The following is a 25,466-nucleotide window of genomic DNA, read 5'->3' as shown; positions in this document are numbered from 1 at the left end:
GCTTTAATGTTTAAGCTCAACATTGACTTGCGGAGTATCTTTAGAAAACTCTTCCTTTAAAATTACTTTTAATTCATCAACTTTCTTAGGGTGTTCTAAAACTATATTTTGGGTTTCTGAAGGGTCACTTTCAATATCATACAATTCAAAATCGGCTTGACCCTCTAGGTGGCGCGTTCTAATCAGTTTAAACGGCGGAACAATTAAAGATTCTTGCAAATGACCTCGAGTGTAAATAGGCTTTTTGCGTGCACTTGTTGATGAAGTTAGTAATTTTTCGATCGATTCCCCATCCACCGAAGGCGGTATTGCTGTGGCCTGCGCCCATTGTAAAAAGGTAGGCATCCAGTCTGAAACATTAATATAATTTGAAGACGAACCTTTGGCATTGAGTTTCGGCCAAGAAAAAATTGCAGGAACACGAAGGGCTCCTTCATAATTAGAGGTTTTAAAATCCCTCAACGGTAGATTACTGCCCAGAGTATAATTAGGACCATATTTACCTTCATATTGTGTGGTAGGAATCCATTGTTCTTGAGCTCCGTTATCGCTTATAAAAAGAATGATGGTATTTTCAGCTCTTTGAGTTTGCTTTAATTTCTGCAGCACTTTGCCAATGCCGTGATCCATATGACTCATCGCAGCGGCATAAGCGCGTCGTGAACTGTCTGCAATTGAACTGTACTGTTCTAACCATTCTTGAGGCTCCTGCAACGGAATATGTGGTGCGCTGTATGCCAACTGCAGGTAAAAGGGTTTTTCCGGATTTAGAGTGTCTAAATAATGTATCGCGCCAGCTGTAAGTAAATCTGTTACGTGCCCTTCTTCGGTGATGAATTTTCCATTTTTATACCAGGTGCTGTCGCCATTTTTATACGTATGCGCATACTGATCTAGTTGACCGTGTAAAAATCCGTAGGAAAAATCAAATCCATAGGCTTCGGGACCACTTTCGGGTTTTAGGCCTAAATGCCATTTACCCATTAATGCTGTGTTGTAGTTAAGCGCACCAAGCGCCTGAGGTAAGGTTGTAATGCTATCCGGTAGATTGAGTTCACTGCGACCACTTATAGGAGCTACGATGCCCATTCTGCTTGCCGGACGCCCGGTTAAGAAACTTGCGCGAGCAGGGGAACAGGTGGGGTAGGTGTAGTAACGTTCTAAAAGAAGTCCTTGCGCGGCCAGACTGTCTAAAGTAGGCGTTTTGATTTCTGAACCGTGAATCCCTAAATCATTCCAGCCCGCGTCATCAGCAATAATGACTAAAAAGTTCGGTTTATCATTGGAAACTTCAGATTTAGTACTGTGATTTTCCTTGCAAGAAACACTTACTAAAATTGACACTATGCAAGAAAAGAATAAACAGAAAATTGATGAGAATCTTGGCATATGCTGTAATGAATAGTGTTTAATTAAAGGAAGCTATTCAAAGTTAGCGATCAAGCTAAGGTATTCTATCCTGTTCTCTCCTGTGTGTTTGTAGAAATACACAAACTGCTTTAAAACAACAATGCCGCGGTGTTACCCGCAGCATTATCGTCTCAAAATTAGAATTAAATCTAAACACAAACAAAATCGTTAGTTACTCTTCATCGTTCCATACAAAAGGGAGGTACCAGTTTTCTTGAGACATTAATTTGGTACGTACGGCAGAAGCTTCTGCATTGCCTTGCGCATTCAGTTTAGCATAGATCTTATCAGCTAAAAATGCAGGATCGTTACGATGTATTGCTACGCGCACTAAGTCTCCCCAGCGATTGCCTTCAAAAGCAAGTTCGAGCGCAGCTTCTTCAATTAAATTATTTTCTATGGAAATCAAGCTGTCCCCATAAACCGGCGCACGCTCGAGATAGGCTCTACCTCGCAGACCACCGTTGCGATACCAATTTCCTCTATAGAAAGGGAAATCACCTTGTCTCGCATCAAAATCATATGGAAACGGAAGATTCGTCTGTTCTATATCTGTCACATCTTCAACGCCTTCAACGGTATATTCATTTTGTAAACCATAGTTGAGTAAAGCATCAGCGAGACGGTGTTGCCCATCGCGGTTTGCCGCTTCAGCATAACGTAAATGCAATTTTGCTGCACGATACAGAAACCATCTGCCATCGCGTTGAAATACATCTACCGGTAATTGACTTACGGGGTCTAAGTAGTTATATAAATACTTCATGATAACCGGATCGCCGTTAATCATGGAATAAGAGAACTTAGAACCGCGGGCATCATAAGGAAACCCGTTAAGCTGCGTTTGATCTTCCCATAAATTCATCGCTTCTTGAGACGGCTTGAGTAGGTAGTTCCCATTCTGATTAGAAAATAAATTGATGAACGGATTTTCAGGCGCAAAGCTGGAGTCAAAGGGTAGTGACCAGATCCACTCGGTGTTCCATAAGGCATCTGGCTCTCTAGAAAACATAGAACGCCAACCTTGCGTATTATTATTGATCAGCGCCTGAGCATCTTGCTCGCGGTAACGTATATAACCTACAGCTAAGTCATTATTGCTTGCGATCTCAGCATATTTTACGCGGTATACATCATAGCGTTCAGAGTCGCTACCACTGTCTGAGGCGGTTTCTAAAACCACTTTGTAGTGCGATGCTGCCTGCACATAATTACCTCGCCATAGATGTAAATCACCCAGCAAACATTCTTTATTGATGAAAAATTTCCCGGTGTTATACCCATCAACATCTATGAGTAAGGTACTATTGGCACTGTAAGTATCTGTATAAGGCAAGCCTTCGGTGAATGTGATGAGCTCATTTAATAATTCCTCAAATTGAATGCGTGGATATTGATTGAGGTTGCGAATATCATTTAGGTTCTCGACCGGCTCCGTGATGTAAGGCACCTGACCGTAGTGAATTCCTAATTGTAAGTATAACCAACTTCTTAAAGTTCCTATATCTGAGTAGCGCTCATTGTATTCATTACTGTCTAATCTGTTATCAGCGCGCATAAGATCAAAATTCTTCAGCGCATCGTTACAATTGTTGATTACCTCATAGAAATCTTTCGGGCTTGCGTATGGGTTTTCAGCGGTTACGCTATGTTCGCTGAGTTGTGTGTAAAATGGACCAGCATTATAGGTAGGGCTTACTAAGTCTGCACGCAATTCGTTAAGAACAACGTATTTTTCTGCAAGTCCCATAAACTTTCCATAGATACCCACCACAGCGGCATCTGCGTCAAAAACATCGCGATAAACCTGATCTTTATTCAGTTGGTCCTGAGGTTCCACATTTAGATATTCTTGACAAGAACCTAATCCTAAGAACAATGCAAGAGCCCCAAGCTTTAGCGTATATTTTGTATTTGTAAATAGTGTCATCATCTCTTTCTTAAATTATAGTCCTAGTCTTAAACCCATTTGTATTGTAGTAAACTGTGGCATTAACCCCAGATCTGCTCCTTGACCAAAAATGGAAGAAGTCGCACTGAACTCTGGGTCGTAGCCTAAATAATCAGTCAGCGTAAACAGGTTATTTGCCGAAGCATATACTTTAAATGATTTTATATGTTCTAGATCTATTGAAACATCATAGGCCACCACGAGGGTTTTAAGTCGTAAATAAGAGCCATCCTCAATCCAGCGATCAGAAAATGAAGCGTTGCCTAATGGATCGCCCCAAACTGCTCTAGGTATTGTAGTCTGCTGACCTTCTGCAACCCAGCGATTGTTTACAGCAATAGTCTGGTTCTCATAACCACTCATTTTCTCCAGATTATAGCGTACACCATTGTAAAGATCATTGCCTAGCGAAAAATTGAATAAGCTCGAAATACTTAAGCGTTTCCATTTAAAGTTAGCGCTGAAACTTCCAAAGAGATCCGGATTAGGATTTCCTATTACGACCCGATCATCATCGTCAATAATGCCGTCATTGTTTAAATCTGTAAAAATGACATCACCGCCACTAAAAGCACGTAGCGCACCATTTTCCATTCTTCTACTTAACCCTGCGGCTTGAGCGTCGGCGGTATTTGCATAAACGCCATTAGTCTCATATCCAAAAAATAAATTAGCATCCTGACCTTCGTGCGTGATATAGGTTGCGCCACCAAATTCAGAAATAATAGGTCCCGAAGGTAAACCGGTCACCTCATTGACGTAGCGCGAAAGGTTGAGTCCTAAGTCAAACTTAACATCAGAAGTATTTACCAGTCGGGTATTCAGGCTTAAGTCAATACCTTGTGTTTGCATATCGCCACTGTTAGAAACTACATAGTTAAAACCGCTTGTGGTATTAACCGGCTCGTAAGTAATCATATCAGAAGTTTTATTTTGATACACATCAACTGAAGCATTAAAGCGCTCGTTGAACAAGCTCAAGTCAAGACCTAAGTTCAGTTTAGAAACCGTTTCCCATTTGAGTTCGGGATTCCCAATATTTCCGCGAACGAGGCCCTGAATCCCTAAAAGATTCTGGGATACATAAAGCTGCTGTGAAGTAAAATTGCCAATATCATCGTTACCGCTTACTCCGTAGCTTGCTCTCAATTTTAAAAGGTCTAAAGCCGAAGCATTTTTAAAAAGATCCTCTGAAGAAAGCAGCCACGCTCCTGATACAGACCCTAAGGCTGCAAATTGTGAATCTCCAATGTTGAAGCCTCCATTTTGAATATCATCTCCAAAGCGACTAGAACTGTCAATTGCTCCATTAAGCGTTAAATAATATTTGTTGAGGTAATCATATTCTGCGCTGAGATAGCCGTTGATCCACTTCCATTCGCCTAAAGAACCTCCTACAACACGAAGTAAATTGCTCCCGGCACCCACTGTTGTAAAATCATCTGTAGCCGAATTGAATCCAAGACCTAGATCGCTTTCAGATTCGTTGCTTTGTGTTCTAAAGCCTAATCTGAGATCTAAACCGTGCGTATTATTGAAGCGTTTTCCATAATTCAAATAGGTGTCAGTATACAGAGAGTATAAACGTTGTACTTCACTACCGCTGCGGTTGTTACCTATCGCCGTAGGTAAAATAACATCTGCCACACCAAAATCAGGTATAAAGAAAGACTCTCGTTCTTTGTTATACGTAAGCCCAACCAGCATATTAGCCTGTAGATTTTCGGCGATGCTATAATTGAAGTCCAGATTCCCGTAAAAGCGATAATTTTTATTAATGCCAATTCCGTTCTCAATAATTGCAAGCGGATTCCCCACATTAAATAGATCAACATCAGATAAATTAGGAGAAACTTCTCCGGCTGCATTGATCACATTTATTGCTGTAAATGGAGCTTTAGTAAGTGCCAGATACATTGGGCTGGTTTTATACGCTAAACCTTGATCTTGTAAATGCTCTGTATTATGAATAAAGGAAAGATTTGCGTTTACGGTCAGTTTTTCGGTTAATCTAAGTGCGGCATTCAAGCGGGTGTTATACCGCTCAAGGCCTGTATTTCTAATTACACCTTCACTGTTGAGATATCCTACCGAAAGGCCATATTTTGCAATATCATCACCACCTCTAATTTTTAAAAAATAGTTTTGGTTTGCACTGCTTTTAAAAACCTGATCTTGCCAGTTGGTCTGATTATGATAGGCATAGTAATTCTCACTTTGTCTATCATCATTCATCCAAGGGTAATTGGCTATTTGTTGCTGAGTATCACCGCGTGTGGCAACAAGCTGAGATAAATAAGTTCTGTAGTCTCCTGACCGCAATACCGGCAGTTCATTAGGTTCTTGATTGATTCCACCGTACATCGTAAAATCTATTTTTGTACTTAGATCAACCGGTCGGGTGGTGGTTATGATGATCACCCCGTTAGATCCTTTGGTTCCGTAAATTGAAGAGCCATCTTTCAAAACAGTTATATCCTCAATGTCTTTTACCTCTAGCATAGAAAGTGGAGAAGAACCGGTATACTGAATGATTCCGGATCCATAATCTTCATCATCGTATATCATACCGTCTACAATAAGTAAAGGTTTATTTGTAGCATAAAGCGAATTAAAACCTCGTAGTGTAAGGTTTGCGCCCGCACCTGGCACGCCAGATTTACGTACACTGTTGAGGCCGGCTACACGCCCTTGTAAAAAATCTGCAACCGACTCATTAACCGGGTTGCCCCATTGTCCTTCAGAAAAGTTTACCGTAGTGGCAGCCTTTGGATTAGTATATTGTAAAGCTTGCCCTCCGGGTAATTCTGAATTTTGATAAAACTGAGAATAGTTGGCTTCATAAAGCAAAATTTCAATTCCGCTAGATCTGTTGTTGAGCGGGTATACTTTACTTTGAAACTCTTGACCGCTAACGCTAAGCAGCGCATTTAGGTGCGGCACATTTATAGAAAAACTTCCATCTTCATTACTGATGGCAGCAGAAAAATTAGGCACGGCGATGTTTATTCCAGAAATGCCTTTACCGTTCGCAGCATTCTTAATGATTCCTGTTACTGCCATTCCTTTTGAAGACTCAGAAGCTACATCAGTAGTGTCAGCAGAAGTTTGAGCATAGAGCCCTTGAGTAACTCCCCCATAGAGAAACAAGCATAAAATACAGGTTAGTTGTAATATTTTGAGCATAACTATTGGTTTAAAAGACATTACTTAATTACGGGCACTAGTTTTAAATAATCTAAAGTCAGGGTATTAGCACCTGTAGAGCTTGTGTTGGTAGCAATCAGTGAGATCAGGTCAAGCATTCCGGCCTGGTCTAGAGTGAATTCGCCAATATAAATCTCCTCATAGGTATTAGGAGGAACATCAGTATAATCAAGGGTAGCAATAGGATCTGTCACCGTACCATCTTCTTGAATAGTGCCGCCAAACCTTAAGCGTTGTTGAAACGTGTTAGATTGTATATCATTGATCGCACGCCAGTAAACCTCGTAAGTCGTGCTATAAAGATTGTTAGCATTATAGTAGATTGAGAACAGCGGCACTTCGTGGTTTTGCACCATGATGTCATAAAACAGTTCTCCGTCAGGATCCTCTTTTTCGCGATAATAGGTGTTTCCACGTTTATCACCTTGACTAAAACCTGATGGTTCTTCACCTTCAATTAGCGTAGTCAGCAAACGGGTCTCTAAAGGCACATCTAAACTGCGCATAACATATACAATTCCATTACTCAACTGCACTTCTTCAACTATAGCATTTGTATCTATAGGGACTTTAACACCAAACTTTGAAGTGAGTGTATCTGGCAAATTTTGACGAGCAATTGCTTTGTGAAATGCCAAGTCCCGTACAGTGAAATAGCTGGCATAGGTAGTGGTAGAATCTTCGTTGCTTTTTATCAAATAAGGTTCGAGCTTTTGAACTTCGCTTTGATAGGCTTCATCTTCCATCAAGAAAAAGGTATACTTATTCTGCTCATTGTTGAGGTTGTAAACATTGGTGAAAAACGAATTGGTCAAAGAATCTGAAAAGAGTTCAGGCATAAGTGCTGCGGTTGCTTTTGCAGTGCTATCGCTTTGATATAGGTTAAATTCATTAAGGTCAATCAAAAAGGAGCTCATAGCATATGCCGAAGCATCAGTGTTTAAATATTCCCAAATATTTTGTTTAGGCACTAAAGCTTTATCAATTATGTGAAATAAGCCATTTGAAGCATATTGATCTGCGGTAACGACATCGGCATCAGCCATTACAGATCCATTTTTAAATTCTAAATACTTGTGCGAAAGCATTTGCACCGTTAAGGTGTCTACTTCAGTAACCGATGAGAAGGCAGTAAGCGCAATATGATTTTCAATAAAAAGCTTTTTAGCCGAAGCGTCAGCCAATGCATCTGCTTCAATAGTTGCCATCGCTTCATTAGTAGGCGCCCAAACCGTGTAGGTTTTAGAACCTGCCAGAACTTTATCATAACCGGTTTCTTCTAAAAGCGCACCAAATTCTGAAGTTTCTGCGGTAGCAGTAATACGTTGATTTAAAGTAGAATTTAGATTTACATCAGTTGTAGCGCTATGTTCTTCCCACGGATCAGAGCACGACAGCATTGCCAGAAGGGCGATGCCGGCAGTAAAAATGCGTGTATGTTTATTTAGATAGATCATCCTTTTATGGAATTGTTTAGTGTGTTTGATTTTATTCATAAATGAGTCCGTCGCCTCCTGCTTCAAATTTTGGATACAGCTGATCCATATCTACAGGCCTGAATTCGATAACATCAATCCAAGATTGTCCCCCGGCATAAGCAAGCGACTCCAAAGTAATGGTGTGTCTTCCTGTGGTAGGCACTTCAACAATACCAGCTAATCGCGAATTAAATCTGCTGGTGGTAACACTCAAGTGACGCTTATATCCCTGAGATTCCAGGACACGCTCAGGAAGCTCGGTATTACCATATTCGGTAAAATTGATCAGGCGTGGTAATGCTTCGCCGTTAAACAATACTCTTACAGAACTTGATGCACGAGCATTTTGACGATAGGAAACCCAAATTTTGTAGCGTCCTTTTATGATCACAGGTGTGGTAAAAGCCAGATTGTTGATCACTCCGGTTCTGTGTCTTAAAAGCTCTACAACATCACCGTGCCAAGCCTGAGAAAGCTGCGCTCCATCACCAGTGGCAGCGGCCAGATACCCCATTTTAAAGGCTTCATTACCTTCCCAGGTTACTTCAGATAATTCTGATCTTGCCAACTCGGCATAGTTACCCGGTTTTCTAAAAACGGCACTTAGTTGTCTGTATTCCGGTTGATCTGCAACATCAAAATATACAGGGGCCGGAAAACGTTTTTTAATAAAGAAATTATCATTTACATAGTGCAACACACCGTTAGACGCCGTGATATCACTTTGCGCTCTATTAATCTGAACGCCCGGTTCAAAAATACCGTTGAAGGTTTCCTCATTGAGTAATAAAGAATCACTAGCGAGTTTTACACTGATTACTTCTAAAGGAGCTTTAGTGAGAACCACTGACTTTACCGCAAGATCTGCCAAGTAATCTAACTCAGGAATTATGCGGTAGGCCACAAATAGGTTTAAACTATCTTCTGGATTAGTAGGATCGTCAAGGTGGCTGTAACGTGCTTTTAAATCTTCGATAGAATTTAAGCCGGCCTCTTGAAAAATCGCATTGGTTTGTGCCAAAACGCTAACGTGGCTTGAAATACTGTCTTGGTCATAAGTGACCGGCTGATCTAAAACATCATACCACCCTGTTTCGCGTACCGCTTCAGCAAATAATGATAATTCCGGGTCTGCATCAATGGTTTCAGCCAGTGTTTTATCAGCAACACGAAGCGCCTTGTCAATCACGTGAATCACCCCATTACCTACTTCAAGATTTGACGTGATAATGCGCGAATCTTTGTTTATGGTTATACTTGATTCGCCATTAATATTAGAAGCACCGGTGATCAAAAATTGACCTTGCAGGCTTGGCGTTGCGATTTTTCCATCATTAAATTCAACAGTGGTCACAACATCAGAAAGTATGTGCAGCTTAGCAAGCTCTTGTAAATCTTCAAGCGGAACATCTGATATACTTCCTGCGCCTACATCTCCTAAAAAGCCTTCAATGGCAGCATTGGTAGGAAGAAATAGGGTATAGGTCCCATAGGTATTCATAAAAGAAGCGTAGTCTGTCACTTCTAAAATCTCAAGGAATAGTGAATACTCCTCTTCGTTGGCTCTTAGAAATTCTGTGATATTTAGAGTCTCATCTGTAGACTCCTTATATTTTTCTTGAGTACACCCAAAAACCATACTAGCTAAAGCTATAAGTATGAAGACTGATGTAAGTTTGAACCCTTTTAAATGTGTTTTCATAGCTTGATATTATTTGTAGAATGGATTCTGTGTGAGTGCTTTATTAGTGTACAGCTCAAACGTATTTATAGGTAAATAGTGGCTGTTAGGATCCTGAAGTTTTGCAAGAATACTTTGCTGTTGGTTGGCAGGAGCGCTGCGCAGCGCCACACCAAGTAAGATGTCTAAATAGGCGTAGTTGTTCTTACGCGCGTTACGCAATACATCAAACCAGCGTTTTCCTTCAAAGGCAAATTCGCGCGCACGTTCTGCCAGAATATAACGCCTTATCCCATCTTGATCCTGAGGCGAAACCTGTTCTTGCGTTTGCGCTATGGCAGCTCTTTTTTCTCTGAGATCTTCAATAATACTGATCGCTTCGGCGCCTCTTCCTAATTCGTTGAGGGCTTCAGCTTTCATCAATAGAGCATCAGAATATCTGTAAACAAACCAGTGCGTGTCTGATTCTTGTAAAGCTTTGCGCTGGTCTTCGTTAAGACCGGTGAATTTGTAAATTTCATTGGTTCCCGGAACCAGTGATGCACGTTCGCCGCGCACGTCTTTGTTTTCAGGCTCATCGAAGTCTACCCCAAATACTTCTTCCAGCACCGCAGGAGCGGCCAGATATTGAGGCTGTTGTAAAAAGATTCCGTAAAACGGACCGCGATTTTCTGGTGTGTATTGAAGTTCAAAAATGCTCTCGGTAGAATTGCCTAAGGCAAAAACCGTGGTAAACCATTGCGGACTCGCATCTATCAATTCAAATTGTCCTGAGTTGATGATCTTATCAGCAGCGACTAAAGCCTCATCATAATTTTCTAACCACAGGTGTAGATCTGCCTGCATCGCATTGATGGCAAATTTTGTAATGCGGCCTTTGTTTTCAGGCGTGTTGCCATAATCTTCAACACTTAGGCGCTCTGCATCGTTAAGATCAACAAGCACTTGCGCAAAAATTTGATCTTGTGGAGTGGTTTCAAGTTGGAAATTATCTCCATCAGACAAGGTGGCGTCAAGTTTAAGCGGTACATCTTTAAACGATTTCGCTAGCGTGAAATATAAGTAAGCACGTATCGCCAAAGCTTCAGATAAATAATTGTTGAGTTGCTCTTGTGTGAGTGTTGGGTCTTCCTCAAGCACGTCTGGTGCAAGATCGATCACCGTATTACAATAGTTGATAATGCGATAAAATTGAGACCAGGTCGTAATACTGTTTGACGGTAAAATATTTGTGGTTATGATATCGCTTTGATCGTTTGAAGTAAAAGCAGCCGGACTCACCATTCCTCCGCGTAATTCGCCGTACATAAATAAATATTCAGCGAGCGTTAGATCGCTTTCTGATGGCGGTGTGTTCAGCATTGCAGAATAAATGCCTATCACTGCTGCCTGAACATCTTCTTTAGTTTGCCAGAATTCTTGGCGTACAGTACCATTCTCAGGTCTGAGGTCTAAATAACTATCACAAGACAGACTTAATGCTGCAAGAAGGATAGCGAGTATATGTGTAATTCTTGTTTGCATAGATATGATTGTTCTAATTAAAATCGAGTTTGTATTCCTAAGGTAAATCGGCGCGTAGGAGGCGTTCTTGAGTAGTCAATTGCAATTCCAAAAGGATCGCCACCACGCATATTCACTTCAGGGTCCTGACCGCGATAATTAGTAAATGTGAGCAGGTTGTCTGCTGTTACATATACGCGCAGGTCATCAAGTTTCCATTTTTTGAGAAAAGGTTTTGTAAAGTTGTAGCTGAAGGTCGCAGAGCGGAAACGCACAAAAGAAGCATCTTCTACATAACGATCTGAACCTAACCAGTTGTAACCGGCACCGTACACCGCGCGAGGCATATTGGTCTGGTCTCCCGGATTTCTCCATCTAGACAGTACTGCAGTACTCTGATTGTCATACGTGTACATATTGGTTGTCAACATATCAGTACCATTCACGATGTCATAATCCAGACGATAGGTGAAAAACAACAACAGCTTAAACTGATCATTAAAGGTTACAGAAGGTCCAAAACCGCCGGTGAATTTTGGGTTACTATTGCCCAGATAAACCACATCTCTACTGTCTATGTTTCCATCTTTATTGATGTCTTCATAGATAGCGTCTCCCGGTTGAAAAATATAATCTGTATTAGGGTAGTTGAAGCGCATGTAAACCGTTTCACCATTAGGCCCGGTGATCACATTGCCATTAGCATCCCGCGCTTGCGTGGATTCTAAGTCAGGATACACACCTTTAAAGCGATAGCCGTAAAACGAACCAAAAGGATTGTCAGTTTGTAAAAAGCGCTTGAACTCTCCATTACGATCTACATTACCGCTTTCGCTTGGGTAGAATTCTGAAATTTCTCTAATGATATTCTGGTTGCTCGCAATGTTGAAGTTGAAGTCCACCTTCCATTTATCTGTTTTAATAGGAGTGGTGTAAAGTCCTACTTCCCAACCTTGGTTATCTAAAGTACCTACGTTTTGATCAGAAAGGCTGCTGTAACCCGATACGGTGGTTAAATCTACATTCTGGAACAACAGATCTTTTGTTCGGTTTTTATAGACATCAACATCAAGCATAATTCTTCGGTTAAACATTTGTAGGTTTAAACCAATGTTCTGCCCGGTGAGGGTTTCCCAACGTAGATTGTCGAGTTCAATGTTTTGTGGGTAAACCCCGTTCATTCCTAAATAAGAAGAATTAAAGTTTCCGTAGACATTAAAATAGCGGTAATCGTAACGCGGTGCGCGACCTGATTGACCATAACTGGCTCTAAAACTCAAGTCATCAATAAAATCATAGTTATCCATAAAAGGCTCTCCCGAAACTCTCCATCGCGTAGAAACAGAAGGGAAAAGTGCATAGCGATTACCCGGACCAAATTTTGAATTTCCGTCGCCACGTACACCTACATTCAGAATATAACGATCCAGTAAACTGTATTGAGCATTTACTAATGCAGCGACGTTGCGAGACTGACTATTGTTATTATAAAGTTGCAATTCCGCATTTTGTGTTCTGGAAGGAACAGACGGGTCTGTAAGCAATGAAGACGCTGTGTTTGAAGTCAGTGCCTGGTGAGACTCGTATCTAAAATCATTGGTTTGAATAGATAAAAGCGTTTGCAACGAGTGATCTTTGCCAATCTCCGGTGTGTAAATAAGATTAGTCTTTGAGGTTACACTAGCAATATCTACATCCGCATCAGAAGCTTGGTTGACCACAGTTTCTGTAAACGGTCTTCCGGTTGCATTTTGTGGTAAAAATGCTTTGGCCTTGGTACTGTTGAAGTCAAATTGCAGATCAAAAGTCGAGATCAATCGGCGTGGGATTAAATCTACTTTTAGATTGAAATGCGGTACGATACGTTCTCCTGTCTGTTCGTTGGTCGCATATTCTGCCATTGCTACAGGATTGTAGGTTCGGCTATAGGCGCCTTGAATATTTTGGGCAGGAGAGAAATAATTAGGAGTAAGATCTCCTACATCGTCATACTCATAGATGCTCATATTAGGCATTTTAGTATAAGCGACGCTTCTGAGTCGGTCTCCGCTGCTGGTTCCGTTAACGTAGTTTCGGTCTGTAACCGTATGTGTGTAAGCGATATCAGCCTTGAATCTTATTCTGTCTGAAACAACATAATCTAAATTCAGACGCCCATTAATACGCTGAAAAGCGGTTCCTTTAGTTACACCTTTAGAATCGTAATAACCTACTGAAGTGTAGTAGCGCGCTTTCTCACCACCACCTTGTAGAGAAAGATTGTGTTCTCCCGTTAAACCGGTCTGCGAAATGGCATCAACCCAATCTGTATTATTACCGTAGTTTTTATAGAAATATACCTCTTGAGGATCGTATTGAAATTCTTTTACAGTAAGGGTATTTAGTGGCGTACCATTGCGATTCATAAATTCCTCAGGAATCAATTGAGAATATTGATCTCCGCTTAACATAGGTATGGTACGCGGTAACTTCATAAAAGTACCCGTAAAAGTGTATCCGATTTTTGGTGCACCTACAGAACCCCGTTTGGTATTGATGACAAGCACCCCACTTGCTGCACGTGCTCCCCACATTGCTGTAGCTGCCGCATCTTTAAGTATGGTAATACTTTCAATATCTGAGGGTGCGATATTTAATAATGCCGCATAGCCTTGTTCGTCAGCAGAGCCAAAGTTAAAATCCTCAGGGATTGAAGTCTCATAAGGCATTCCGTCAACAACCACGAGTGGATCAGACGAACCGGTGATAGATGAAGTTCCACGGATGCGTATTTGCATTCCTGCTCCGGGATCCCCCGAGTTTGCCGTGATATCCACACCAGGAACGCGCCCTTGCAAGGCTTCGTCTATAGAAGCAGCCTGAGTATTTTCTACATCTGCCGCCTTTACCGTAACAGTACTGGTGGTCATATTTCGTTCTGAAATATCGAGGAGTCCACTTTCTGTAGGTTTTTCAACACTAATCATTACTTCATCAAGTTCATCTACTGATGGCGTAAGATTAATAGTGTAGCTGGATTGTCCTGAAAGCGGTATCGTTTGCGAAGTGTATCCTAAAGTTGAAATAACCAGTTTATTGCTTCGGCTTTTTACACGTATGGCAAAATTTCCGTCAAAATCTGCAATGACTCCGGTTACCGTTCTGTTTTCGGCATCTTGTTCAGCAATCGTTGCCCCGGGTATGGGTTGATTATTAGAGCTATCTAAAATAGTACCTCTAACTACCATATTGGCATCTTGAGCAAGCGTTTGATTACTTACTAGAATAAAAAGGATTATGGTGAAACAATAATGTATAGTTGTGTAAAGTTGTCTCATCTTATTCTGTATATAAAAGGTAGTTATCTACTAGGTGTATTAAACTGCGATCTGCAAGGTTGTTGCTGGCGCTGGGAATATAATCGGCGATGCGTCCTGCGGAATCTACGAAGCTCAATTCGCCAGGGCCGGTTATTAAACCGATATAGGTTTTTTCTCCAATGCCGTCTCTACGTAAAGTTTCTATTTGGCCGCTGATCAAACCATCGTCTGAAGCAGTTCGGGTAGCAAGAATGTGGTAACGTATAAAGTCTGCTACCTGATCCTGTTGTCCTCCATTTGAAGGGTTAAAGTCAGGGATTCCCGTGGTGGAATCACCCGGTAGGACACCATCTCGTACTGCTTGTTCAATAGCTGCATTATTGGGTACCACAAAGGTGTAAGATGTACCCAGCTCAACACCGGTAATGCTTCCGGCAGCGGGATCATATAGTAAAGAATTCTCCAGATAATTATAAAAATTGCTGTATTCTGAATCAGGTTCTTCCGCCAGGCGCATAATATCTAAACCGGGCGCTTCTTCACTAAATTCCAGTAAATTGTCAATATAATAGGTGCGGCCGTTGCGCTGATCTTCAAATCCTATAATGTTTACTCGGTTGCCTAAGACCTCATTTCCGGCAGCAAAGACCGTATTGTTTTCCCATTTAATGTATTCTCCCGGAAGGTCAAAATCACCGGAACGAATGATTCCAGAACCGGAAAGGTCATTAAGTTCGTCATTAGGCGTAGGGATAATTCCGTTATAAAGCACGCGCAACAAACGAGACCTGGCAATGGTACCTGCAACGGTGTTTCCGGTAGCAGGATTTGTATAGACCCATTCTTCACGGTTAATGTTGTAATCGTAACCTAAATCTCTAAGAACATCATCAGACGGCAGGAACAGCGTGTATCTGCTATTGATATTGCTTATGATTTCGCGATAGCCTGAACCATCATTATACAAGCGTGTCGCTAAAGTAAATTCAGGATCTAAATACGCCGAAGTATATACACTAAAAAATAAGTTAGACTCTTGTACCTTATTGGTGCCATAGAAGAAGCCATTGCTCAAAACTTGAGCTTCATTTACTTCAGTGCTTAAATCAATGCGTATATCTTCTTCTAGTGCATTACTATAGGCTTCCACCAGCGAAGGCCAGACTGCATTTTGTACCATATGCGCATTCACAAAATCCTCAAAAACATATTTTGGGAGAAGGTCTAGCGATGCATAATTCTTGAGCAAGACTTCATCAATAAAACTCTGTAAAACGCTATTCTCAGGAACAAACATGGTATAAGCATCGCTCTGCCCATCATTGTCTGCTTCTTTAAGGTAGTTTTCATTATTTGGTGAAAAAGATAGCGCAGGATCATATACTTTTATGTAAACCTGATCTGTATTTCTAGTAAAATTCTGATAGGTAGTGGTCGCATCCTGATCAAACACATAGTTTACAAGATTGTCCTCAAGGATACTTCTAAAAAGGCTGTATTCGCTGCTGGTTTCAAGCTTTTGATCGAGATTGATTAATGGAAGCGAGACTTCATCAACTTCGTGAATGATCCCGTTTTCTGCAACAATATCAGCATTGACCATCGAAGAACCCAGTACATTAAAGCCTGTATACGATTGCCCTGGGAAGAAATAATTGTAATCAAAGGCTCCTAAGCCATTGGCGGTCATGTATTCATCTACAAAATAGGTGAGGTACTTATTGTTGTTATCCCCGGGAATGTAAGGGTCGCCGTCAGGAGCGTTATTCCGGTTTGAACCGGCGACAACGATTTCGTTTCCATCTACTGTTTTGACTTCAAAACCATCATAATAGGCGGTTCTTCTTCTAAATGCGTTGTCTTCTTCCCAGCCTGTATTAGATTGATAGTCTGAAAGACGCTCTGTTCTGAAGGCATTATAGATAAGCGCGTATCTAACGATCTTGTTTGCCAAGACGGAATCGATTGCACTAACGTTGGCGATACCTTGTTCTTGAAAGAAACGCTCAAAAGCCTCATCGTTTGGGGCGATCATGGTCCAGTAACCAGCTTTTCCTAAGATGTCTTTGTAATTGGCTTTTTCAATAAGTTGTGTAAGCACAGTAAAATTTCCTCGAGCTTCTAATTGTTGATAAATAGGCTCCTCAAGGTCATCGGGTCTAGCATAATATTCATCAAATTCTTTAGAGCTGCAACTAGCGATAACGATTGCGCAACAGAGAAATAAGATGTGCGTGAGTAATGGTCTATTCATTTAATTGATTTATAGCTGATGAATTGTTAGATGGATTAGGGGGAGCTCCATCTGTGTGACTTGTTAAATTTATTAACAACCCAAATGTATTAGGAAATCTAATTTTGACTATCCTGCTCTAACCTGCTTAAAATCTGCTAAATGCATTTAGTTGTGGGGGTTGGAGGTGGGTTGATGCGCGTTGAAGTCAGAGAATATGCAGGATAGTGTATGATTTACATTTATTTTATTTTTTATGATAACTTTTAGAAGTTGTGAGGCAAAACTTTGCAAAAACTGATCATTTTTAATTGTTTGTTGGTTTTGGAGAGGATCAAAACAGTATTCGCTTAAAGATTTGAATTGTCAATTCTAGGTAAATTCGTCACATTTATGTTGAGCAAGCATTTATTTAGTTAAATATCCACGAAATTTCAGTTTGTAAGCAAAATTCTTTGGATAACAACAAATAGTATATTATGTTTGTGCAATCGATTGTATTTTTATTTACTTAAATTGAAATCGTTTTCGTAATCCGTTATTACTAATCTTATGAAGAAATCAAGTGTCTTTTATGCTGTGCTCATCCTTTTTATAGGGCTCAGCAGTTCTTGTAAACAATCTGCCAAACAAGAATCGCAAGAAGATAAAGCAGTCACCGAAAATATGTCTCTGGAAGGTAAAAAATGGTCTGTTCAAATGGCTGAGTCTATCAGGCATAGATTCCCGGAAGGCTATCAAATTGATGACCGAACCACGGCAAAATGGGATTATGTACACGGACTGGTTTTAAAAGCTTTTCTTGATCTGGAGATAGTGACAGATTCTGTTGCGTATTACGATTATGTGGCTGATTATGCTGATCAGTTGGTCAACGAGGACGGAAGTATTGAAACCTATACGCTGGACGATTACAATATAGATATGATCAATGCCGGTAAATTGCTCTTTGAGGTTTACGAGCGCTCGGGGAACGAAAAATACCTGAAGGCGATGCAATTATTGAGAAAGCAATTGGCAGAACACCCCAGAACATCCCAAGGCGGTTTTTGGCATAAAAAACGGTACCCAAGTCAGATGTGGTTAGATGGTTTGTATATGGGAGCGCCTTTTTACGCCCAGTACGCAGTCACTTTCGGTGATCCTGAAAATTTAAACGACGTCGCTAGACAGTTTGAATTGATTCAAGAGCACGCGATCGATCCTGAAACTCAATTACTCTATCACGGTTGGGATGAAAGCAAAGAGCAGCAGTGGGCTGATCAAGAAACCGGCGTGTCGCCTAACTTTTGGTCCAGATCATTAGGTTGGTACATGATGGCTTTAGTTGATGTGTTAGATTATTTCCCGGAAGAACATCCTAAACGAAAGGAGCTGATTTCTTATTTACAACAGCTCACCGAAGCTTTAATTCCTTATCAACATGAAAGTGGTTTATGGTATCAAGTGCCTACTATGGGAGACAAAGAAGGGAACTATTTAGAGGCATCCGGATCTTCTATGTTTGCTTATGCAATTGCAAAAGGAGTGAATAAAGGCTATCTTGATCAGCGTTATAAAGCTGTAGCCAATAAAGCTTTTGACGGCTTAACGCAAGAACTCATTGTACGCAATGATGATGGAACGATTACCCTGACTCAGGTGTGTGCTGTAGCCGGTTTAGGAGGAGATCCATATCGCGATGGTTCGTTTGAGTATTATGTAAATGAGCGTCAAAAAGATAACGACCCAAAAGGAACAGGTCCGTTTATTATGGCTGCACTTCAACTAGATCGCTAATCAAACAAGAATCAAAAAAAATGAAAACTAGAATTTTATCAGGAGCTTTTGCCTTAGCAGCGCTTGTAGCTTGTAAAGAAAAGGAAGAAAAAAACACTGTTGAGGAAATCATTGAGATAGAAGAAGTAGCTCCGGAAACCTATGCTGAAATATCGGTAAAAAAAGGCGGTAGCTGGAAAGAAGATACACGAGAATACATTGACGGATCTTTTGAGAATGTAGACGAACTTATAGTTCCTGAGGAGCATACAGATCATTCTTGGTATATACGCTATGAAGGTCCGGGATGGGAAAATAAGCAAACCGCATACCGTCTGTATTTAGACTGGAGAAATGCAATAGATATTTTTGGTAAAAAAGTTGATACACTTGTGCTTCCTTATGTGGGTACAGATGGTTTTGACTCCTATCATAATAATGCACCTTGGGGACAAGATATTTTAAAAGCCGGGAAATCTATGGGGATTGGCGGCTACGGAAGATTTACCGGTGATACCATAGCACACTTTGATGAAGTTCAGAAAACCAGCGTAAAAGTGAATAATGAAGCTTCTCAATCAAGTGTTGCAATTAATTATGAAGGTTGGAAAACCGGTGACGTTACAACAGATCTGAAGTCGGTTATCAGTATTTTTCCTGAAGATCGCTTTTTGAAAGCCGAACTCACACCCAGTATTTCTTTTGATGGCTTAGCTACCGGTATTGTGAAGTTTGAGGAGATTCCTTTAATGCAAGGAACAAGTGAAGATGGGTCTTGGGCCTACATCTCAACTTATGGCGTGCAAACATTAGCAGGAGAGCAGGACCAGCTGGGTATGGCAATTTTTTACAAAACCGAAGATGCAGAAGTTATTGACGGTCCGCACGATCATTTGGTAGTATTTAAACCTTCAACTGAAACGCAAACCTATTACATTCTAAGTGCCTGGGATCAAGAGCATAACGGTATTAAATCGAAGGAAGCTTTTGAAAAAGGTTTAGCGGAAAAACTGGCCAAACTTGATAACCATGGTGTTTTAGAATAGCCATACCATACAGTACAGGATAAAGAAAGTACACAGTCTTTTTAAATTTGGGTTTAGAGAAATTTAATGTTTCATTTAAATAAAATGTAAATTTTACATTTAAAAAATAGAATTGTAGCTTTGAGAGATAACTTAAAGTGTAAACAGAAAAAATAATTCCATGACAAAATCAGAATTTAGATACGCACATCATCCTGAGGATGTAAAAAGATATACTACTAAAGAACTTAGAGAGCATTTTTTAATTCCGGAGTTGTTCGTAAAAAATGAGATCAACCTTACCTATACAATGTATGACAGGTATATCGCCGGAGGTGCATTTCCTGTTGATCAAGCGGTAAAACTTGAGCCTATAGATGATCTAAAAGCTGAGCATTTTCTTGATCGTCGCGAATTAGGAGTTATCAATGTAGGTGGAAAAGGTAAAATTACTGTTGATGGTGAGGTTTATGAATTGGGTAATAAAGAAGCGCTTTACGTAGGTAAAGGTGTGAAAGAGGTTGTATTTGAAGCTACTGAAGAGCAGCCGTATTTTTATATCAATTCGGCACCTGCACATCACGCGTATCCAACAAAAAAGGTAACTAAAAAAGAAGCCGAAATTGTAGAACTGGGTGATACAAAATATTCTAACAAACGTGTGATCAATAAATTATTGGTTAACAGTGTGGTTGATACGTGTCAACTTCAAATGGGAATGACAGAGCTGCAAGAAGGTAATGTTTGGAACACAATGCCGGCGCATACACACACCCGAAGAATGGAAGTATACTTCTATTTTGATCTTGAAGAAGGGCAAACTATAAGTCACTTTATGGGACAGCCAGACGAGACCCGTCACGTATTTATGAAAAATCACCAGGCGATCATTTCACCAGAGTGGTCCATTCATTCTGGCGCAGGTACCTCAAACTATACGTTTATTTGGGGGATGGCCGGTGAGAATATGGATTACGGCGATATGGATGGCGTTTCACCAGAAGATTTAAAGTAAGATGAGTTTATTCAGTTTAAAAGGAAAGACTGCACTAGTCACCGGATGCAAACGAGGAATAGGCTTCGCAATGGCTGAAGCTTTAGCCGAAGCCGGAGCTGATATTCTTGGAGTTTCAGCTTCTTTAGAAACTTCAGGCTCAGCGATTGAAAAGGCGGTAGAAGCCGCTGGAAGCAGTTTTAAAGGATATCAGTGTGATTTTTCAGATCGTAAATCGCTCTATGCCTTTGTAGAAAAGGTAAAATCAGAAAATGATTCTATAGATATTTTAGTCAATAACGCCGGTACGATTTTACGTGCTCCGGCAGCAGAACATAGCGACGAATACTGGGATAAGGTAATTGAAGTAAACCAGAATGCGCAGTTTATTTTAAGTCGTGAATTGGGTAAAGAAATGGTAAAACGCGGCAGCGGAAAGATCATTTTTACCGCGTCTTTGTTAACCTTTCAAGGCGGTATTACCGTCCCTGGTTATGCGGCTTCAAAAGGAGCGATCGGTCAACTTACTATGGCTTTATCTAATGAATGGGCCGGTAAGGGCGTTCAGGTTAATGCGATTGCTCCGGGATATATCGCAACAGATAATACCGAAGCATTACGCGACGATCCTGATCGTAGCAGTTCTATTTTGGCGCGAATTCCGGCAGGAAGATGGGGGAAACCCGAAGACTTTAAAGGACCGATCATATTCTTGGCTTCTCAAGCCAGCGATTATATGAGCGGAACCGTAATGACCGTAGATGGCGGTTGGATGGGAAGATAAATCTCATCATAAAAATTCAAGATCATGAGTACAGGTACAGCAGCACAGGTTAAAAACACATTTATAAAAGACAGTTTTCTTCTAGAAAATAAATATGCTGAAGAACTTTATCATACATACGCTGCTCCGCAGCCTATTATTGATTACCACAATCATTTGCCGCCAGCAGAGATCGTGGCTGATAGACAATTTGAGAACATCTCAAGGGTGTGGCTTAACGGGGATCACTATAAGTGGCGTGCGATGCGCACCTTGGGTGTAAATGAGCGTTTTATTACGGGTGATGCTTCAGATGAAGAGAAGTTTATGGCTTGGGCCAAAACTGTTCCGCACACGTTGCGTAATCCATTGTATCACTGGACGCATTTAGAATTGAAGCGTTATTTTGATATTGATGAGCTGCTTAATGAACACAGCGGTCCGGAAATTTATAAAGAAGTGAATCGCCAATTGCAGCTTAAAGAAAACAGCTGTCGCGGGTTATTGACCCAAATGAATGTAGAAACTGTTTGTACTACCGAAGATCCTTTAGATACCTTAAAACATCATCAGGCTTATGATGGCGCTAATGACGGACTCAAGATGAGCACCGCTTTTAGACCGGATAAAGCGATTTTAATAGAAGCCGAAGATTTCAATTCGTACCTTGATAAGTTGGCTGAAGTTTCCGGAGTTTCAATTGTATTGTACGCAGATTTACAGGAAGCTTTACGTCAGCGTATCGACTTTTTTCATAAAAATGGATGCCGACTTTGCGACCACGGCTTGAATCAAATTTCGTGGACAGCATTTACAGCTTCCGAAATTCAAGAAATTTTTAAGAAACGCCGTGGCGGTGCCAGTTTGTCTTCCGTAGAAATTGAAAAATTTAAGACAGCCATTTTACTCTTTTTAGGAGAAACCTATCACGAGTTGGGATGGGTGCAGCAATTTCACTTAGGCGCTTTGCGCAACAATAATAAGCGTATGCTGGCGCAATTGGGACCAGATACCGGTTGGGATTCTATTGGGGATTATTCTCAAGCAGAAGCCTTATCAGGATTTTTAAATGCCCTTGACAGCAATGATAAATTGACCAAAACCATTATCTACAACCTCAATCCTTCAGACAATGAAGTGATGGCTACGATGATTGGTAATTTTAATGACGGAAGCGTTAAAGGGAAAGTTCAATTAGGTTCCGGATGGTGGTTTTTAGATCAGAAAGACGGAATGGAAAAGCAAATGAACGCGCTTTCTAATATGGGCTTGATTGGTTGTTTTGTTGGGATGCTAACAGACAGCCGAAGCTTTTTGTCGTTTCCGAGACACGAATATTTTAGACGTGTGCTTTGTAATCTGTTTGGTAAAGAGATCGCTTCGGGCGAAATCCCAAATGATATGGATTTGGTAGGGCAGACAATTGCCAATATCAGTTATCACAATGCTAAAGAATATTTCAACTTCTAGAATCTAATGCGTAACACTCCAGACATAATCACCTTTGGCGAAGTGCTGCTACGATTGTCACCTGCAGAAAACCGAAAATTGACGCAGGCCAAGTCGTTAGATTTTTTCTTTGGCGGCACCGAAATGAATGTTGGGGCTTCTCTAGCAGTTTTAGGAGAGTCGGTAAAACATATAACCGCTGTTTCTGACGACTTGGTGGGCGAAGCGGCCCTTGCAAGTATGCGACACTATGGTCTTGATGTTGCTGATGTTCAGAAAGTCGCACATCCTATGGGCCAATACATACTTGAAGTTGGTTCGGGAATGCGTAGCAGTCAGATTGCATACAACCGTTTAAACGGATCTTTTGCAAACATTCAGCCTGAAAACATAGCTTGGGATACCATTTTTGAGAATGCTCAATTTTTTCATTGGACAGGAATTACCCCTGCGATTTCAGAAGCGGCATATCAAGCTTTAAAAGCAGGACTTGTATCTGCGAAAGAAAGAGGTTTGCAGATTACTGCAGATCCCGCATACCGCAGTAATTTATGGCAGTATGGGCGAAAAGGGCAAGAGGTCCTAAAAGAATTAGTAAGTCTATCTACCATTTTTATTGGTGGTGTAAATGAGATCAATGAAATTCTTGGAACTTCTTACGGGCTAGATAAAGACGGATTTATCGCAGCCAGTAAAAAGTTGATAGAAGAATGCCCAAGCATTACACAGATTTTTGATAAGATCAGAACTGGTATGAGCGCTTCGTGGCAAAAGATCTACGGAAGAGCTTGGGTAGATAATACCTATTTTGAAACATCAGAATTAGAGATTACACAGGTGGTGGATCGAATTGGAACTGGAGATGCTTACGCAGCCGGACTCATATACGGTTTGCTGCATTTTGATGCCGAAAAAGCACTGAATTTTGCCAACGCGGCGTGTGCATTAAAGCACACCATTTTAGGAGATGTGAATCTGGTTTCTGTTGCTGAGATCAACGAGGTGATGCAAGGAAATACCGGTGGAAGAATTAAAAGATAAAACAATAATTAATGGCTAAATATTCACGTATAGAAGTGGTGCTTCAGATGAAAGAAAACGGAATTGTTCCGGTTTTTTATAATGCTGACATAGCGGTTTGTAAGCAGGTTTTAAAAGCTTGTTATGATGCAGGCTTACGCACTTTTGAGTTTACCAATCGCGGAGACTTTGCTCACGAAGTTTTTGCTGATTTAAATAAATATGCTAAGGCAGAACTGCAAGGGATGATGATGGGAGTAGGCTCTGTGCTAGATGCAGGAACCACATCTTTATATCTTCAATTGGGAGCTGACTTTATTATTTCTCCAATTGTCAATGCTGAAATGGCAAAAGCGTGTAACCGTAGAAAAGTGGCCTGGATGCCGGGTTGCGGTTCGGTTACTGAAATTTCTTATGCTGAAGAGTTGGGTGCTGAGGTCGTTAAGATCTTTCCGGGAGCGCAGGTAGGTGGTCCTGCTTTTGTAAAAGGAGTAAAAGGACCTTTACCTTGGGCTAGTATAATGCCTACAGGTGGTGTGAGCCCCACCGAAGAAAACTTAAAAGAGTGGATTGCAGCCGGAGTACACTGCGTGGGGATTGGGTCTAAACTTTTTGCAAAAAATACAGAAGGAGCTTACGATTATACTGCGATCACTGAGACCATCAGCTCGGCGCTTGATCTTGTTAAAAAATTACGCTCATGAGTAGGCTGAAGAATTTTATTTTAATAGTTCTTGCCGTAGTAGGCCTTGTATGCCAGACTGCTTGTAAAGAAGCTTCAGATTCTCGCGTGATCAAACTGGCGCATGGTCTTGATGTGTCACACCCGGTGCATAAGGCGATGGTTTTTATGGGCGAGCGTCTCAAAGAAAAATCGGCCGGAAAGCTCAGTTTAGATATTTACCCCAGCCAGCAATTGGGTTCTGAGCGAGAATGTCTAGAGCTATTGCAAATAGGAAGTTTGGGGATGACTAAAGTATCCACCGGTGTACTCGAGAATTTTGCACCGCAACTTAAAGTATTTGGTCTTCCTTTTTTGTTTAGAGATGCAGAGCATCGGTTTGCGGTTTTAGAAGGTGAGATCGGAGAGCAATTGCTGAGCTCGAGTATTCCGCAGCGCTTAAAAGGCTTGACGTTTTACGATGCCGGTAGCCGCAGTTTTTATACTAAAAAACCGGTAGAAACTCCAGAAGATCTAAAAGGCTTAAAACTACGTGTGATGGAAAGTCAGACGGCGATGAATATGGTTAAAAACCTTGGAGGTTCTCCTACGCCAATTGCCTGGGGCGAACTCTACACAGCTTTGCAACAAGGGGTTGTAGATGGTGCAGAAAATAACCTGCCTAGTTTTTACCTGTCGCATCATTATGAGGTGTGTAAATACTTTGTAGTGGATGAGCACACCGCGCTACCTGATGAATTGTTGATAAGCACGCTCATCTGGGATGATCTTTCTAAAGAAGAACAGCGCTGGGTTAAAGAGGCTGCTGATGAATCGCTGGCTTTTGAAAAGGAAATTTGGCACGAAGCCGAAATGGAAGCGCTTGCCGAAATCAAGAAAGCCGGAGTAGAGGTAATTACACCAGATAAAGAACCGTTTCGCAATCGTGTGAAATCAATGTATGAGGAGTTTTCTCAGAATCCTGAGATGAAAATGCTTATAGAACAAATTCAAGCCGTTAAAACCAATTAGAG

16 protein-coding genes are annotated in these 25,466 nt (G+C 41.0%); 8 read left to right on the top strand and 8 right to left on the bottom strand.

Annotated elements, in window-relative coordinates; genetic code table 11:
• Positions 1-3: 3 nt before the first annotated feature.
• The 8 genes from BUA96_RS13465 to BUA96_RS13430 form a co-directional block, all read right to left on the bottom strand.
• Positions 4-1,344, bottom strand: a complete 1,341-nt coding sequence (locus BUA96_RS13465) for a sulfatase-like hydrolase/transferase (RefSeq protein ID WP_233430653.1) — start codon at positions 1,342-1,344, stop codon at positions 4-6.
• A gap of 238 nt (positions 1,345-1,582) precedes the next feature.
• Complete coding sequence (locus BUA96_RS13460) at positions 1,583-3,343, bottom strand: RagB/SusD family nutrient uptake outer membrane protein (RefSeq protein ID WP_072983954.1); 1,761 nt, start codon at positions 3,341-3,343, stop codon at positions 1,583-1,585.
• A gap of 12 nt (positions 3,344-3,355) precedes the next feature.
• Positions 3,356-6,547 (bottom strand): SusC/RagA family TonB-linked outer membrane protein, encoded by a 3,192-nt coding sequence (locus BUA96_RS13455; protein WP_233430652.1) that lies wholly within the window; start codon positions 6,545-6,547, stop codon positions 3,356-3,358.
• A 20-nt stretch (positions 6,548-6,567) separates the two neighbouring features.
• Complete coding sequence (locus BUA96_RS13450) at positions 6,568-8,025, bottom strand: fasciclin domain-containing protein (protein WP_164916943.1); 1,458 nt, start codon at positions 8,023-8,025, stop codon at positions 6,568-6,570.
• A 31-nt stretch (positions 8,026-8,056) separates the two neighbouring features.
• The gene (locus BUA96_RS13445) at positions 8,057-9,748 is read right to left on the bottom strand and encodes a fasciclin domain-containing protein (RefSeq protein WP_072983951.1); all 1,692 of its coding nucleotides are present in this window, start codon (positions 9,746-9,748) and stop codon (positions 8,057-8,059) included.
• Between the two features lie 9 nt (positions 9,749-9,757).
• A complete protein-coding gene (locus BUA96_RS13440; protein WP_072983950.1) occupies positions 9,758-11,251 on the bottom strand; it encodes a RagB/SusD family nutrient uptake outer membrane protein in 1,494 nt (497 codons plus the stop codon).
• Positions 11,252-11,268: 17 nt separating this feature from the next.
• Positions 11,269-14,547 carry a SusC/RagA family TonB-linked outer membrane protein gene (locus tag BUA96_RS13435; protein WP_072983949.1) on the bottom strand — a complete coding sequence of 1,093 codons (3,279 nt, stop codon included), beginning with the start codon at positions 14,545-14,547 and terminating at the stop codon, positions 11,269-11,271.
• Between the two features lies 1 nt (position 14,548).
• Complete coding sequence (locus BUA96_RS13430) at positions 14,549-16,783, bottom strand: fasciclin domain-containing protein (RefSeq protein WP_072983948.1); 2,235 nt, start codon at positions 16,781-16,783, stop codon at positions 14,549-14,551.
• 531 nt (positions 16,784-17,314) lie between these two features.
• Between BUA96_RS13430 and BUA96_RS13425 the strand changes: the two genes are divergently transcribed.
• From BUA96_RS13425 to BUA96_RS13390, 8 genes are all read left to right on the top strand, one after another.
• On the top strand, positions 17,315-18,541 hold the full coding sequence (locus BUA96_RS13425; protein WP_072983947.1) for a glycoside hydrolase family 88/105 protein: 1,227 nt from the start codon (positions 17,315-17,317) through the stop codon (positions 18,539-18,541).
• Between the two features lie 20 nt (positions 18,542-18,561).
• Complete coding sequence (locus BUA96_RS13420; RefSeq protein WP_072983946.1) at positions 18,562-19,566, top strand: DUF4861 family protein; 1,005 nt, start codon at positions 18,562-18,564, stop codon at positions 19,564-19,566.
• A 160-nt stretch (positions 19,567-19,726) separates the two neighbouring features.
• The gene (gene kduI, locus BUA96_RS13415) at positions 19,727-20,560 is read left to right on the top strand and encodes a 5-dehydro-4-deoxy-D-glucuronate isomerase (protein WP_072983945.1); all 834 of its coding nucleotides are present in this window, start codon (positions 19,727-19,729) and stop codon (positions 20,558-20,560) included.
• A 1-nt stretch (position 20,561) separates the two neighbouring features.
• On the top strand, positions 20,562-21,323 hold the full coding sequence (locus BUA96_RS13410) for an SDR family NAD(P)-dependent oxidoreductase (protein ID WP_072983944.1): 762 nt from the start codon (positions 20,562-20,564) through the stop codon (positions 21,321-21,323).
• Between the two features lie 24 nt (positions 21,324-21,347).
• Positions 21,348-22,772 (top strand): glucuronate isomerase, encoded by a 1,425-nt coding sequence (gene uxaC / locus BUA96_RS13405; RefSeq protein ID WP_072983943.1) that lies wholly within the window; start codon positions 21,348-21,350, stop codon positions 22,770-22,772.
• Positions 22,773-22,778: 6 nt separating this feature from the next.
• On the top strand, positions 22,779-23,792 hold the full coding sequence (locus BUA96_RS13400; protein ID WP_072983942.1) for a sugar kinase: 1,014 nt from the start codon (positions 22,779-22,781) through the stop codon (positions 23,790-23,792).
• 11 nt (positions 23,793-23,803) lie between these two features.
• Positions 23,804-24,475 (top strand): bifunctional 4-hydroxy-2-oxoglutarate aldolase/2-dehydro-3-deoxy-phosphogluconate aldolase, encoded by a 672-nt coding sequence (locus BUA96_RS13395; RefSeq protein ID WP_072983941.1) that lies wholly within the window; start codon positions 23,804-23,806, stop codon positions 24,473-24,475.
• Positions 24,472-25,464: a TRAP transporter substrate-binding protein gene (locus tag BUA96_RS13390; protein WP_072983940.1), complete on the top strand. Its 993-nt coding sequence runs from the start codon at positions 24,472-24,474 to the stop codon at positions 25,462-25,464. The genes BUA96_RS13395 and BUA96_RS13390 overlap by 4 nt, the downstream gene beginning before the upstream one ends.
• Positions 25,465-25,466: the final 2 nt, after the last annotated feature.

Source organism: Leeuwenhoekiella palythoae (assembly GCF_900130045.1).
GTDB classification, from domain to species: domain Bacteria; phylum Bacteroidota; class Bacteroidia; order Flavobacteriales; family Flavobacteriaceae; genus Leeuwenhoekiella; species Leeuwenhoekiella palythoae.
Note: the sequence above shows the minus strand (reverse complement) of the source record. Positions and strands in the feature narration are given on the sequence as shown.